Genomic DNA, 13,831 nt, shown 5'->3' on the forward strand with positions numbered 1-13,831 from the left:
TAGGGTGTGGGGGACATCCGGACAACGAGCACCCGCACGAACGAGCATCCGGAAGGCGGTCCCGTGGCGGCGGAGCTATCAGACGAGCGGCTGGCCCGGCTCAAGAGCACCTTCGCGTCGATCGACACCGACGGCGACGGCTACATCAGCGAGTCCGAGCTCAGGCTGCACTTCCCCGACCTGCCGCCCGAGGCCCTCGGGGCGATGAGCCAGGAGGCCGACCTCGACCAGGACGGCCGTTACAGCCTGGAGGAGTTCATCAGAGCGGTCTCTTAGCGGTCCGGCACGCCCCCGCCGATCGCCCGGGCAGCGTAGGGGATGAACGGCCCGGGATGTGATGATGATGAGTCACGCCCTCCTGCCCGCTCGCACCGGGCAGGAAGGCGCGTCAGGACATTGTTCACCATCATGCGGGAGTTCGTTGTGGTTCAGCCTGTTCTGGTCGCTCCGGACAAGTTCAAGGGGTCGCTGACGGCGGCGGAGGTGGCCTCCCGGGTGTCGGCCGGGCTCGGCGTCCCCACGGTGGAGCTGCCGGTCGCCGACGGGGGCGACGGCACCGTCGACGCCGCCGTGGCCGGCGGCTTCACGCGGGTCACGATCGAGGTGACCGGCCCCACGGGCGAGCGGATCCCCGCCTCGTACGCCTGGCAGGCGGCCGGCACGGCCGTGGTCGAGCTGGCGGAGGCGTCCGGGCTGCGCCGGCTGCCCGGCGGGCGCGAGCCCCTGACCGCCACCAGCTACGGCACGGGCGAACTGGTCGCCGACGCCGTACGCCGCGGCGCCAAGCGGGTGGTCCTGGGGCTGGGCGGCAGCGCGTGCACCGACGGGGGAGCGGGCATGGTGCAGGCCCTCGGCGCGCGCCTGCTCGACGCCGGCGGCGACGAGCTCCCCCGGGGCGGGGCCGCGCTCAAGGAGCTCGCCCGCATCGACATGTCCGGTTTCCTCGACGTGTCGGGCGTGGAGTTCGTGGTGGCGAGCGACGTGGACAACCCGCTCCTCGGCCCCCACGGCGCCGCCGCCGTCTACGGGCCGCAGAAGGGCGCGACCCCCGACGACGTCAAGATCCTGGAGGGCTCCCTGTCCCGGCTGGCGGCGGTGGCGACCGCCACCCATGGGCTGGTGGGCGCCGTCGAGCGCAGGAGCTCGGGACGAGAGAGCGAGGAACGAGCCAACGAGGAGCGAAGCGGGCGCGACCATGAGCACGAGCATGACGACACCCCCCGGGCCATGGGAGTGGCCGGAGCGCCGGGGGCGGGCGCGGCCGGCGGGGTGGGGTTCGCGGCGCTGGCGTTCCTGCACGCGGAGCTGCGGCCCGGCATCGACTACCTGCTCGGCCTGCTCGGGTTCGGCGAGCTGGCGGAGAACGCGCGGCTGGTGATCACGGGCGAGGGGTCCCTGGACGAGCAGTCGCTGCGCGGCAAGGCGCCGGTCGGCGTGGCCCAGGCCGCGGCCAGGGCGGGCGTTCCCGTCGTCGCCGTCTGCGGCCGCCGTACCCTCTCCGACGCCGAGCTGAAGGCGGCGGGCATCGAGGCCGCCTACGCCCTGACCGACCTGGAGCCCGACGAGGACCGCTGCATGACCGAGGCGGGCCCGCTGCTCGAACGCCTCGCCGCCCGGCTCGCCGCCGACCATCTCCAGGGAGGCGCCGGATGACCGGGTTCGACCTCGTCGTGCGATCCCGCAGGACCGTCACCCCCGAGGGCGAGCGGGCGGCCGCGGTGGCCGTGCGCGGGGAGAAGATCGTCGCCCTGTACGACCACGCGGCACCGCTCGACGCCGCCGAGGACATCGACCTGCGCGACCTGGCCCTGCTCCCCGGCCTGGTCGACACGCACGTGCACGTCAACGAGCCGGGACGCGCCCACTGGGAGGGGTTCGCCTCGGCGACCCGGGCGGCCGCCGCCGGCGGCGTCACCACGATCCTGGACATGCCGCTCAACTCGCTCCCGCCCACCGTGAACGTCGGGGCCTTCGAGGCCAAGCTGCGTGCCGCCGCCGGCCAGTGCCGGGTGGACGTCGGGTTCTGGGGCGGGGCCGTGCCGGGCAACGTCAAGGACCTGGCGCCGCTGCGCGAGCGCGGGGTGCACGGCTTCAAGTGCTTCATGTCGCCGTCGGGCGTGGAGGAGTTCCCGCCGCTCGGCGTCTCCGAGGCACGGCAGGCTCTGAAGGAGGTCGCCGGGTTCGGCGGGGTGATGGTGGTGCACGCCGAGGATCCGGCGTTGCTCGGCGAGCCGTCCGGCCCGACGTACCGCGAGTTCCTGGACTCGCGGCCGGACAGGGCGGAGCGCAGCGCCGTCGAGCAGGTCGTCCGGCTGGCCGGGGAGACCGGGGCCAGGGTGCACATCCTGCACGTCTCCAGCGCCGCCTGCCTGGACGTCCTGGAGGAGGCCCGGGCCCGCGGAGCGGCCGTCACGGCGGAGACCTGCCCGCACTACCTGACGCTGGCCGCCGACCAGGTGCCCGAGGGGGGCACCGCGTACAAGTGCTGCCCGCCGATCCGCTCGGGGGCCAACCGCGACCTGCTGTGGGACGGCCTGAGGAGGGGTGTCCTGAGCTGTGTCGTGTCCGACCACTCGCCGTCGCCCGCCGAGCTGAAGGCGCCCGACTTCGCCGCCGCCTGGGGCGGCATCGCCTCGCTCCAGCTCGGGCTGCGCGCGGTGTGGACGGAGGCGTCCCGCAGGGGGTTCGGGCTTGCGGATGTGGTCCGCTGGATGTCCGCCAACCCCGCCGCAATGGCTGAAATATCGGGAAAAGGGAGCATCAAGCCGGGCAATGATGCCGACCTGGTGGCCTTCGACCCGGCCGCCGCCGGCCCGGTCGACGCCGCACTCCTGCACCACAGGCACCCCGTCACCCCCTACCACGGCCGCACCCTCAGGGGAGCCGTCCTGACCACCTGGCTGCGCGGCAGGCCGGTGGACGGCGAGCCCTGCGGACGGCTTCTGCTGGGAGAGCACTAGATGTCACACTCCGACGCGCAGCCCGGCCTGAACCTGCCCGATCTGGCTGGGCGCGCCCTCGGCGGCTCCGTGGTCGCGGCGAGCGACGAGTCGTTCGCCGAGAAGGAGAGCCTGATCAGGCCGGGCCGTCCGGGCTTCCAGGCCGGGACCTTCGGCAACAAGGGGCAGGTCTACGACGGGTGGGAGACCCGGCGCAGGCGCGAGCCCGGCCACGACTGGGCCCTCGTCCGCCTGGGCGTCCCGGGCGTCATCCGCGCCGTGGTGATCGACACCGCCTGGTTCAAGGGCAACTACCCGCCGTACGCCTCGGTAGAGGCCGCCGCCGTCCACGGCCATCCGTCCCCGGACGAGCTGCTGGCCGCCCCATGGACGGAGATCGTGCCGAAGGCCGCGCTGAAGGGCGACGCCGAACACCACTTCCAGGTCGCCGGCGAGACCCGCTACACGCACGTCCGCCTGAACATCCACCCCGACGGGGGCGTCGCCCGCCTGCGCGTGCACGGCGAAGCCCGCCCCGACCTGTCCGCCTACGACGGCCTCGGCCTCGACCTGGCCGCCCTGGCGAACGGCGGCCTGGTCACCGCCTGCTCCGACGACTTCTACTCCGCCCCCAACAACGTCATCGCCCCCGGCCTGGCCCGCCACCAGGCGGAGGGCTGGGAGACCGCGCGCCGCCGGGACGAGGGCAACGACTGGCTGGTGATCCGGCTGGCCGGCCGCGGCGTCGTCAAGCTGGCCGAGATCGACACCACGAACCTGCTGTTCAACGCGCCCGGCGCGGTCGCGCTCACCGGGATCGACGGGGAGCGCGAGGTCGAGCTGCTGCCCAGGACCAGGCTCCAGCCCGACACCCCGCACCGCTTCCGGCTCCACCACCCCGGCCCGGTCACCCACGTCAGGGTCGACATCCACCCGGACGGCGGTCTGGCCAGGATCCGCCTCCTCGGCCACCTGTCCTGACCGTGCCCGGCGCGTGCAGGCGGGCAGGGGTGCGGGCCGGGCCGGCGGGACCGGCGCTCACTGCCAGAGGTAGACCGTGCTCCCCGACGGGCGTTCGCTGTTGGGCAGCGGGCGCTGGTATTTCACCACGCCGGCGTTGACCAGCCGCTGCACCCGCACCTGGAAGCCCAGGGCCTGTAACTCGGACCTGGCGTCCCTGAGCTCCTTGCCGAGCACCCCTGGCACCACGCGGAGATGCCGGTCGTCGCGGCCCTCGCCGTCGCGGTCGCCGAACCAGTCCCAGAAGTCCGTCTGGCACCGCGCCACCGTGATCATGACCTGGGCGCCCTTGTCGACCTCCGTCTTCGCCTTGGGCTCCTGGGCGATGACCGTGCACGGCTCGGCGTCGTCGTCGACCTCGTTGACCTGCACCTGGAAACCCTGGCCGCTGAGATGGCCGGCGGCCTCGTCCTTCGGCATGCCGCCCACGTCGGGCATGACCAGCCCGGCGCTGACGAAGATGTCGACCTTGGTGCCTTCCTTCACCTTCTCGCCGACCTGCGGCGAGGTGCGGATCACCTTGTCGCGCTCGACCTCCTGGTTGGCCAGGCGTTTGACCGAGTCGACGGTCAGCCCCGCGTCGGCGAGGGCCACGCGGGCGTCGTTGCCGGTCATCCCGGCCACGTTGGGCACGATGACGCGCTTGGGACCGAGCGAGGGCACCAGCGTGATCGTGTCGCCGTTGTCGAGCTCGGTCTTGGCCACCGGGTCGGTGCGCAGGACCAGGCCGGCGGCCACCTTCTCGTCGTGCCTGCCGTCGGCCTTGCGGACCACGAGGCCGAGCGCGGCGGCGTTCTTCTCCGCGATCGCCATGTCCTTCCCGACCAGGTCGGGGACGATGACGGGGTCGGACTGCGAGAAGTACCAGCCGGTCAGCCCCACCGCGACCGCCATCACGGCGGCCAGCGTCACCAGGAACCAGTTGGGCCGGAACGCGCGCCGTTGCGGCACCTCCGCCCGCGGCTGGATCAGCGTGTGCGCGGGAGCGGCCTGCGGGCGCGACCGCGCGGCGGAGCCGGCGCCCTGCTGGTGGGCGCCCTGCTGGTGGACGCGCGGCGGCACGGGGCCGCTCACGGGCTGGCCGGTCATCCGCGGCAACATGCGGTGCGCGTCGACGGCGGCCACCAGCATCGCGGTGGCGTCCGCGGGACGGTCGCCCGGCTCGCGGGCCGTCGCGTGCGCCACCAGCGTGTCGATCAGCGGCGGCACGTCGTGGACGAACGACGACGGCGCCGGCACGGTGTCATGGACGTGCCGGTAGGCCACCGACATCGGCGTCTCGCCGTCATACGGCTGCTGCCCGGTCACCAGCTCGAACAGCATGATGCCGGCCGCGTAGACGTCGCTGCGCACGTCGGCGCCGCCCGTGGTGACCTGCTCGGGCGACATGTAGCCGATCGTGCCGATCATCACGCCGGTGCGGGTCTGGTTGGTCGCCTCGATGGCCCTGGCCAGGCCGAAGTCGACGACCTTGACCCGGCCGTCGTCGGTCATGAGGACGTTCTCCGGCTTCACGTCGCGGTGGACCAGGCCCGCCTGGTGGGCCGCGCCGAGCGCGGCCAGGACCGGGATCATGATCTCGAGCGCCTCGCGGGCCGGCAGCCGGCCGCGGTCGCGCAGGATGTCGCGCAGCGTGCGGCCTGGCACGTATTCCATCGACAGGTAGACCACGTCGGTGTCGGTGCCCTGGTCGAAAACGTGCACTATGTTGGGGTGGGAGAGACTGGCCACCGACTTGGCCTCGCCGATGAACCTCCGGACGAACGCCGGGTCCTCGGCGAGTGAGCGGTGCATGACCTTCAGCGCGACCGTCCGGTCGAGCCGGATGTCCAGCGCGAGGTAGACGGTCGCCATACCGCCCCGGGCGATCCGGCTCTCGATGCGATAGCGCCCATCGAGGAGCCGCCCGACCAGGGGGTCCGCAGTCGTCGTGTCCACCCCGCTGAGTTTACGGGCGTTTTGCCACTGACAGGGCCCGGCCGCCCGAAACCGATGCGGAGACGTTCTCGTTCGTACGCCCTTCGTCCCGGGGAAGCGGACACAGCCTCACCGGCGTCACGCCCTTACCGGTCGGCCGCGCGCCCCGCGTCGCCGGGCTCCGGACCGAGGCAGGAGACCCGGAGGCGGACCATCCCTTCACCCGCGGCAGTCCGGGCGTGTCGTCCGGGCGGCCGCTCCCCCTACGAGGGCCGGCCGGATGCGCCGGTCACCGGGGCCGTGCCCGTACGTTCCCCGCGCGGTGATACCGCGCGGGGGGCGCCCCGGCGACCGTCGACGTCGCCCGCGCGAGCGGTCGCGAGCCCTCGCCGGGGAGAGGGGTCACGGGGTCATCGGGGAGGAGGCTTCGGCGTAGCGGCGGCGGGGGATGCGCCCCGCCTGGCGGGCCAGGCGCCCGGCCGTCACGGCCTCCCGCATGGCCGTGGCCATGAGGTCGGGCCGCTGTGCCCGGGTGACCGCCGTGGCCAGCAGGACGGCGTCGCAGCCCAGCTCCATCGCCAGGGCCGCGTCGCTGGCCGTGCCGATGCCCGCGTCGAGGATGACCGGCACGGACGCGGCCTCCACGATCAGCTCGATGTTGTGCGGGTTGCGGATGCCCAGCCCGGAGCCGATCGGCGCGCCCAGCGGCATGACGGCCGCGCAGCCCGCCTGCTCCAGGCGCCGCGCCAGCGCCGGGTCGTCGCCGATGTACGGCAGCACCACGAACCCGTCGGCCACCAGCCGCTCGGCCGCGTCGAACGTCTCGATGGGGTCGGGCAGCAGCGTGCGCTCGTCGGCGATGACCTCCAGCTTGACCCAGGGCGTGCCGAGCGCCTCCCTGGCCAGCCGCGCCGTCAGCACGGCCTCGCCCGCGGTGAAGCAGCCCGCGGTGTTGGGGAGCACCTTGATGTCCCGCCTGCGCAGCACGTCGAGGACGGAACCGCGGGCCTCCGGGTCGAGCCGCCGCATGGCGACCGTGGTCATCTCGGTGCCGGACGCGACCAGCGCCTGGTCGAGCACCTCGAGCGACGGGGCGCCGCCGGTGCCCATGACGAGCCGGGACGAGAACTTCTCCCCGGCGATGATCAGGTCATCCACCTTGCACCGCCGTCAGAACCTCCACGCGGTCGCTGTCGCTGAGCGCCGTCGTCTCCCAGGCGCTGCGCGTGACCACCTCGTCGTTCACGGCCACGGCCACTCCGGTGGTGGCCGCGGTCAACGTGCTCACGGCCTGCGCCACGGTCGTGCCGTCGATCACCTCGTGCGCGGTCCCATTGATCATCACAATCATGAAATCTCCTGAAACCTTTCCGGCGAGCACAGCGCCGCCAGCTCGCCTTCTTCGCCCAGCAGGATGGCCGTCGTCAACGGGGCCAGCAGCACGCCGCCCCGATGGTGCCCGGTGGCCAGCGTGAGCCCGGGCGTGCCGCTCGGGCCGATGACGGGCAGGTTGTCCGGCGTGCCCGGCCGCAGCCCGGCCACCACGTCGGCCACTTCCAGCTCGGTGACGCCCGGAACCAGCTCCCTGGCGTCACGCAGCAGCTCGTAGAGCCCGCCGGCCGTCACCCTGGTGTCGAACCCCATCTCCTCCTGGGTCGCGCCGACGACCAGCTCGCCGTCGCCCCTGGGGACCAGGTAGACGGACGAGCCGTGCACGGTGCCGCGTACGCACCGGCCGAGCAGGGGCTGGGCGGAGCGCAACCGCATGATCTGCCCCTTGACCGGCCGCACCGGCACCCCGGCGAGCCCGGAGCTCCACGCCCCGGCCGCCAGGATCACCCGCTCGGCCCGCAACTGCCGCGGCACGCCGCCATCGGCCACGGCGGGGGCCGGGACGTCCGGTGGCGCGAGGCGAACCCCTGTGACCCTGCCGCCGTCACGCAGGAGCTCGCTCACGCGCGCCCGCACCAGCGGGACGCGCAGCCGGTCGAGGGCGGCGAGCAGGGCCGCCGTCACGCGGCGCGGATCGACCCAGGCGTCGCCGGGAGCCAGCAGGCCGCCGCGCACGGAGGGGGCCAGCATGGGCTCAAGGCGCCGGCACTCGCGCCCCGCCAGCCGCTCGACCGGCAGCTCCAGCTTCTCCATGAACGCGGCCAGCTCGTCCAGCGCCGCCAGGTCGTCGGCGCCGAACGCGACGTCCAGCGTGCCGTTCGTACGGAAGTCGAGTGCGGCCGGCCCGGAGAGCCCGGCGTCCGCGGCCAGCTCGGCGGCGAAGGACGGCCAGCGGCGCAGCGCCGCCATCCCCAGCCGCAGCAGCGGCGCCTCGGTGTAGGTCACCTCGCTGACCGGAGCCAGCATCCCCGCGGCCGCGTGCGACGCGCCCGAGGCGGGAGCCGGGTCGGCCACGGTGACCGGCAGGCCGGAGCGGGCCAGCCGCCAGGCGGCCGACAGCCCGACGATCCCGCCGCCTACGATCACGTCCACATGCGCTCCCTTCGCCGGCATGACCCGGATCAGGTGTCTTGCGGTCGAAGGCCCGGTCAAGCCTTCCTCTCAGCCCGGTCACGGCCGGACTCCCGCGCGTCTTTCCCTCACCAGCCTACGGCCTCGGTGTCACGCCCGGACACCGCCCCCGTTATGGTCATCAGCGTGAACCACGTCGTTGTCGTCGGAGCAGGACTGGCCGGTCTGCGCACCGTGGAGGCGCTGCGCTCGAAGGGCTTCACCGGGCGCGTCACCATGGTCGGCAGGGAACGCCATCGCCCCTACGACCGCCCGCCCCTGTCCAAGGCCGTGCTGTCGGGAGAGGCCGACGACAGCTACGTCGGCGCCGACCTGGCCGCGCTCGGCGTCGAGTTCTGGCCCGGCGTCAGCGCCAAGTCGCTGCGCGCGGGGGTCGTGGAGACGACCGAGGGCGAGCTGGGCTACGACGGCCTGGTCATCGCGACCGGAGCCGACCCGATCAGGCTTCCCGGCGACGGTCCCCAGCACGTGCTGCGCACCCTCGACGACGCCCACGAGCTCAGGGCCATGCTCGTCCCCGGCGCCCGCGTCGCGATCATCGGCGCCGGCTGGATCGGCGCCGAGGTCGCCACCGCCGCACGCCGGGCCGGGTGCGCGGTGACGGTGATCGAGGCCGGCCCCGCGCCGCTCGCCACCGCCGTCGGCGCCGAGATCGGCGCGCGCACCGAGCCCTGGTATTCCGGCATCGACCTGCGGCTCGGCGCCATGGTCGACTCCGTGGACGAGGGCGGCGTGCGGTTGGTGGGCGGTGCGTTCGTCGACGCCCACGTGGTCGTCACCGGCATCGGCGTGCGTCCCGCCGTCGAGTGGCTCGCCGACGCCGACATCGACCTGCACAACGGCGTCGTCACCGACGAGCATCTGCGCGCTTCGTTGCCCGGCGTCGTCGCCGTCGGCGACTGCGCCGCCTGGTGGTCGCGCCGCTGGCAGACCCGGCTCCGCGTCGAACACTGGGACTCCGCGCTCAACGCGCCCGAGGTCGCCGCCGCGACGCTGCTCGGCGAGGAGGCCGTCTACGATCCCGTGCCCTACTTCTGGTCGGAGCAGTTCGGGCACATGGTGCAGTACGCCGGCCACCACCCCGCCGGCGAACGCCTCCTCTACCGCGGTGACACGGAGGGTAAATGGTCGGCCGTCTGGCTCACCGCCGACGACGCCCTCGCCGCCGTGCTCGCCGTCGACCGGCCGCGAGACCTCGTACAGGGCCGCAGAGTCATCGCCTCGGGCCAACGCCTCGATGCCAAACGCCTGGTAGATCCCGAAGTGTCCCTACGAGATTGTGTTGTTTGAGCAAGCGCGCCATGTGGTAGTTGTGGTTTCGTGACACTTTCTGTTGCACAGATCGACCGGGAGACCGAGCAGCTCGTCGACGAGTGGCTCACTCTCCCCGAAGTGGCCTCACGCCTCGACCTTCCGCTGGGGCGGGCCAAGCAACTCCTCAAGGACCACAAGCTGCTCGGCGTACGCAGGGGCAGCGGCGGGCCTCAGGTGCCCGCGGTGTTCCTCGACGGAAAAGACGTGATGAAGGGCCTGCCCGGCACGCTGACCGTGTTGCAGGACGCCGGCTACGACGACGTCGAGTCGCTGCGCTGGCTCTTCACCCCGGACGAGTCCCTGCCGGGATCGCCCATCGAGGCGATCCGGGCCGGCCGTCACACGGAGGTCAAGCGGCGTGCCCAAGCTCTCGCTTTCTGAGGCCCGCCTCTATCTCTGCACCGACGGCCGCCGCGACCGCGGCGACCTGGCAGAGTTCCTCGACTCCGTGCTGGCCGGCGGCGTGGACATCATCCAGCTGCGGGAGAAGGGTTTGGAGGCCCGCGAAGAACTCGCGCTCCTCGAGGTCTTCCGCGACGCCTGCGACCGGCACGGCAAACTCCTGGCCGTCAACGACCGGGCGGACATCGCCTACGCTGCCCGGCCCGACGTGCTCCACCTGGGGCAGGACGACCTTCCGGCGACGGTCGCGCGAGAGATACTCGGCGACGACATCGTCATCGGACGGTCCACCCACTCCGCCGCCGAGGCGTCCGCCGCGGCCGTGGAGCAGGGCGTCGGCTATTTCTGCTGCGGCCCCATCTGGCCCACCCCGACCAAACCCGGCCGCCCGGCGCCCGGACCGCCGCTGCTCAGGCACGCGGCGGGGCTCGGCACCTCGCGGCCGTGGTTCGGGATAGGCGGCATCGACCTCGACAATCTCGACGAGGTCATGTCGTACGGCGCCGAGCGGGTGGTCGTCGTACGCGCGATCACCGACGCGGACGATCCGGGGGCGGCGGCGGCCGAGTTCGCCAAACGCCTGTCTCCCTGAGCCCGACGCCGGGCGGTCCCTGACCGGCCCGCCCGGCCGCCTCAGGTCTTGCGGGACGTGGCGGCGATGGCGAGCTCGGTCAGGGCGGAGCGGGCCTCGGTCGTCACCGGCGACTCGTCGAGGGCGGACAGCGCCTGGCCCAGATAGTCGCCGATCAGGTCCTCGCACTCCCGCAACGCGCCGGTGTCGTCGATGATCCCCCGCAGCGTCGCCACCCCGGCCTCGTCCAGCTCGGGGTCGCCGAGCAGCCGCCGGACGGTCCGCGCGGCCCCGGGGGACGCGGCCGCCAGCGTGCGGGCCACGAGCATCGTCCGCTTGCCCTCGCGCAGGTCGTCGCCCGCGGGCTTGCCCGTCTGCGCGGGGTCGCCGAACACCCCGAGGACGTCGTCCCTGAGCTGGAAGGCGATCCCCACGCGGGTGCCGTAGCCGGTGCACAGCTCGTCCATCCACGGCGCGCGCTCCTGGCCGGCGAGCACCAGCCCGAGCCGCAGCGGCTGCTCCACCGAGTATTTGCCGCTCTTGAACAGTGCCACCCGCAGCGCCGACTCGAACGTGTTCTCCCCGTTGGCCTGCTCCAGCAGGTCGAGGTACTGGCCGCACATCAGCTCGGTGCGCATGTGGTCGTGCACGGGCTGGGCCGCCTCCAGGGACGCGGGCGGCAGGCCGCTGGTGCGCCACATCTCGCCCGACCAGATGAGCAGCAGGTTGCCGAGCAGGATCGCCGCACCCTCGCCGAACTGCTGCGCCGACCCCTGCCAGCGGGACTGCTCGTGCATGGACTCGAAGCGGCGGTGCGCGGCCGGCATCCCCCTGCGCAGGTCGCTCTTGTCCATCACGTCGTCGTGGACGAGCGCGCTGGCCTGCAGCAGCTCCAGCGAGGCGGCGGCGGTGAAGATCGCGGGGACGTCGGCGCCGCCCGCGCCGCGCCAGCCCCAGTAGCAGAACGCCGGGCGCAGCCGCTTGCCCCCGGACAGCAGCGCGTCGGCGGCCGTGCGCAGCGGGGCGAAGGCGGCATCGCCCCCGGCCGGCAACTTCCGTTCGACGAAGTCTCCGAGGGAGCGCTCCACCTGCGGGCGCAGGACGTCCATGCGGGCGGCGTCAATGGTCATGACACTGAGACTAATGGCCGGACGCGGGCGTCAGGATCTCCAGGGCCTCTCGGGCTGCCGCTCCCGCGGCGCCACTGTAGCCTGGTGACCATGGCGCTTGGTCGACCTTCCTTCTTCCCCGAACGTGTTCCCACGGTCCGCGACATGCTCGCCGACGGTGGGCGGTCGTTCTCCTTCGAGTTCTTCCCGCCGAAGACCGACGAGGGCGAGCGATCGTTGTGGCGGGCGATCAGGGAGCTCGAGTCGCTGCGGCCGACGTTCGTGTCGGTGACCTACGGCGCGGGCGGCTCCACCCGCGACCGCACGGTCGACATCGTGGAGCGCATCGCCCACGACACCACGCTCACGCCCGTGGCGCACTTCACGGCGGTCGACCACTCCGTCCGCGAGCTGCGCCACCTCGTGGGGCGCTTCGCCGACGCCGGGGTGCGCAACATCCTGGCCGTCCGGGGCGATCCCCCCGGCGACCCGACGGCCGAGTGGGTGCCGCACCCCGAGGGCGTGCTCTACGCCGAAGACCTGGTGCGGCTGATCAGGCAGGCGGGCGACTTCTGCGTCGGCGTGGCCGCCTTCCCCTACAAGCACCCGCGCTCGCCGTCCATCGAGTCCGACACCGATTACTTCGTCCGCAAGTGCCGGGCGGGTGCCGACTACGCGATCACGCAGATGTTCTTCGAGGCCGACGACTATCTGCGGCTGCGCGACCGGGTGGCGGCCCAGGGCTGTGACACGCCGATCATCCCGTGCATCATGCCGGTGACGCAGATGAGCACGATCGCGCGCTCGGAACAGCTGTCCGGGGCGCCGTTCCCGCCCCGCCTGGCGGCGCGCTTCGAGGCGGTCAAGGACGATCCGGCAGCGGTGCGGCGGCTGGGCATCGAGCACGGGGCCGAGCTGTGCCAGCGGCTGCTCGACGAGGGCGCGCCGGGGATCCACTTCATCACGTTCAACCGCTCCAGCGCCACGCGCGAGGTGTTCCAGAGACTGTCCGGGGCGCAGCTGTCCGCCTGACGTGGTGGTGGGCTGCGGCTGTCCGCCCGACGTGGCTCTCCGCTCGGCGCGGTCTTGTTGTCGTTACGGCACGGCCGGCGGCACGCCACCCGCCGACCGGGGCCGGCGGCCTCCAGGGAGACGCCCGCTGACCCGCTCGGGGCGGGCCGCCGTCACGGCGCGACGCGGGCCGGGCGCGTGGTTCGAGGCGTGGGCCGGTCAGCGAGCATGAGGAAGGCCCGCCACCCGCCCGCAGGGGGACCGGGCGGGTGACGGGCGGGGGACTGGTAGCCGGCGAGTAAAGGGTCGGTTACTTTCTGTCATGGATGATGCCCTCGGCCATGCCCGGTAAACCCACGGGTCACGTCGTCATCAAGGTTTTTCCCTGTCACCGGGAGACCGCGGGTCGGGGAGGCGGCGCCCGGGGCGGCGGCTTTCCTCCGCGCCGGTCAGGGGAGAGGCAGGGGGCGGCCGGCGATCGCGTACTCCTCGTGGCCGCCGGGGAAGACGAACCGCGTCAGCAGATCGGTGAAGCCCATGCTGGCGTAGAGGCGCCGGGCGGCCGTGGGCTGGTCGTGCGTGGACAGGACGGCCGAGCGTTCCGGCCGGCCGGCGCACAGTGTCCTGATCATGGCCCGGCCGATGCCCTTGCCCTGGTAGTCGGGGTGGACGTGGATCTCGGCCAGCTCGAACGCGAATCCCAGCCAGGCGTTGGCGGCCTCCGGGCCCATCTCGTCGCGCAGGGCCCGGAGAACCACGTCATGCCACCATTGCCCCGGCGCGCCCCGGAAGCCGTACGCGAAACCCACGATTTGGGGTTCCGAAGGGGGTAGCTGTGGGGATGAATCACGCAATTCAGCGAAATAACACTGAAAATGGGGATATGTCCCATGATTTCGCATGATGGTCTTGCGGCCGGCGATCTGGTCCGCGGGCGGGTTCATCGCGGCCGTGTAGATGCCGATCACCGTCTCCAGCCGTTCGGTGAACCCGGCGGGACCCACCCCGCGAAACTCGATCACCTG

General features: G+C 72.9%; 14 protein-coding genes and 1 riboswitch. Of the genes, 8 read left to right on the forward strand and 6 right to left on the reverse strand.

The window, feature by feature from the left end; translation table 11 throughout:
- Positions 1-63: 63 nt before the first annotated feature.
- The 4 genes from ACZ6SA_RS32915 (at position 64) to alc (ending at position 3,920) form a co-directional block, all read left to right on the forward strand.
- Complete coding sequence (locus ACZ6SA_RS32915) at positions 64-276, forward strand: EF-hand domain-containing protein (RefSeq protein ID WP_465832599.1); 213 nt, start codon at positions 64-66, stop codon at positions 274-276.
- 147 nt (positions 277-423) lie between these two features.
- Positions 424-1,653 carry a glycerate kinase gene (locus ACZ6SA_RS32920; RefSeq protein WP_465832601.1) on the forward strand — a complete coding sequence of 410 codons (1,230 nt, stop codon included), beginning with the start codon at positions 424-426 and terminating at the stop codon, positions 1,651-1,653.
- On the forward strand, positions 1,650-2,960 hold the full coding sequence (allB, locus tag ACZ6SA_RS32925; protein WP_465832603.1) for an allantoinase AllB: 1,311 nt from the start codon (positions 1,650-1,652) through the stop codon (positions 2,958-2,960). Before ACZ6SA_RS32920 ends, allB begins: the two co-directional genes overlap by 4 nt.
- Entirely contained in the window at positions 2,961-3,920 is a 960-nt protein-coding gene (gene alc, locus ACZ6SA_RS32930) for an allantoicase (protein ID WP_465832605.1), read from the forward strand. It abuts the gene before it with no gap.
- Between the two features lie 57 nt (positions 3,921-3,977).
- Here the strand turns inward: alc and pknB are convergent, their stop codons facing one another.
- The 4 genes from pknB to thiO all read right to left on the reverse strand — a co-directional run bounded on the left by pknB (position 3,978) and on the right by thiO (position 8,381).
- Positions 3,978-5,897 carry a Stk1 family PASTA domain-containing Ser/Thr kinase gene (gene pknB, locus ACZ6SA_RS32935; protein ID WP_347642682.1) on the reverse strand — a complete coding sequence of 640 codons (1,920 nt, stop codon included), beginning with the start codon at positions 5,895-5,897 and terminating at the stop codon, positions 3,978-3,980.
- A 381-nt stretch (positions 5,898-6,278) separates the two neighbouring features.
- Positions 6,279-7,034: a thiazole synthase gene (locus ACZ6SA_RS32940; protein ID WP_347642683.1), complete on the reverse strand. Its 756-nt coding sequence runs from the start codon at positions 7,032-7,034 to the stop codon at positions 6,279-6,281.
- Positions 7,027-7,227: a sulfur carrier protein ThiS gene (gene thiS / locus ACZ6SA_RS32945; protein WP_132510617.1), complete on the reverse strand. Its 201-nt coding sequence runs from the start codon at positions 7,225-7,227 to the stop codon at positions 7,027-7,029. The genes ACZ6SA_RS32940 and thiS overlap by 8 nt, the downstream gene beginning before the upstream one ends.
- Positions 7,224-8,381 carry a glycine oxidase ThiO gene (gene thiO, locus ACZ6SA_RS32950; protein WP_465832608.1) on the reverse strand — a complete coding sequence of 386 codons (1,158 nt, stop codon included), beginning with the start codon at positions 8,379-8,381 and terminating at the stop codon, positions 7,224-7,226. The genes thiS and thiO overlap by 4 nt, the downstream gene beginning before the upstream one ends.
- A riboswitch (TPP riboswitch) is annotated at positions 8,350-8,466 on the reverse strand. Its footprint overlaps the gene before it by 32 nt.
- A 59-nt stretch (positions 8,467-8,525) precedes the next feature.
- On the opposite strand from thiO, the gene ACZ6SA_RS32955 reads away from it, so the two are divergent.
- From ACZ6SA_RS32955 to thiE, 3 genes are read left to right on the forward strand one after another with little or no spacing between them, the layout of a single operon-like run.
- Positions 8,526-9,689, forward strand: a complete 1,164-nt coding sequence (locus ACZ6SA_RS32955; protein ID WP_347642685.1) for an NAD(P)/FAD-dependent oxidoreductase — start codon at positions 8,526-8,528, stop codon at positions 9,687-9,689.
- Between the two features lie 30 nt (positions 9,690-9,719).
- Positions 9,720-10,094 carry an Rv2175c family DNA-binding protein gene (locus ACZ6SA_RS32960; RefSeq protein ID WP_132510611.1) on the forward strand — a complete coding sequence of 125 codons (375 nt, stop codon included), beginning with the start codon at positions 9,720-9,722 and terminating at the stop codon, positions 10,092-10,094.
- Positions 10,072-10,707, forward strand: a complete 636-nt coding sequence (gene thiE, locus ACZ6SA_RS32965) for a thiamine phosphate synthase (RefSeq protein WP_347642686.1) — start codon at positions 10,072-10,074, stop codon at positions 10,705-10,707. The genes ACZ6SA_RS32960 and thiE overlap by 23 nt, the downstream gene beginning before the upstream one ends.
- A 41-nt stretch (positions 10,708-10,748) precedes the next feature.
- Here thiE and ACZ6SA_RS32970 read toward each other — a convergent pair whose 3' ends face one another.
- A complete protein-coding gene (locus ACZ6SA_RS32970) occupies positions 10,749-11,816 on the reverse strand; it encodes a polyprenyl synthetase family protein (RefSeq protein WP_465832612.1) in 1,068 nt (355 codons plus the stop codon).
- A 90-nt stretch (positions 11,817-11,906) separates the two neighbouring features.
- Here ACZ6SA_RS32970 and metF point away from each other — a divergent pair, with 90 nt between their 5' ends.
- Entirely contained in the window at positions 11,907-12,827 is a 921-nt protein-coding gene (gene metF, locus ACZ6SA_RS32975) for a methylenetetrahydrofolate reductase [NAD(P)H] (RefSeq protein WP_347642688.1), read from the forward strand.
- Positions 12,828-13,255: 428 nt separating this feature from the next.
- Here metF and ACZ6SA_RS32980 read toward each other — a convergent pair whose 3' ends face one another.
- Positions 13,256-13,564 (reverse strand): GNAT family N-acetyltransferase, encoded by a 309-nt coding sequence (locus ACZ6SA_RS32980; protein WP_347642689.1) that lies wholly within the window; start codon positions 13,562-13,564, stop codon positions 13,256-13,258.
- Between the last annotated feature and the right edge of the window lie 267 nt (positions 13,565-13,831).

The organism is Nonomuraea sp. NPDC049378, from assembly GCF_055586745.1.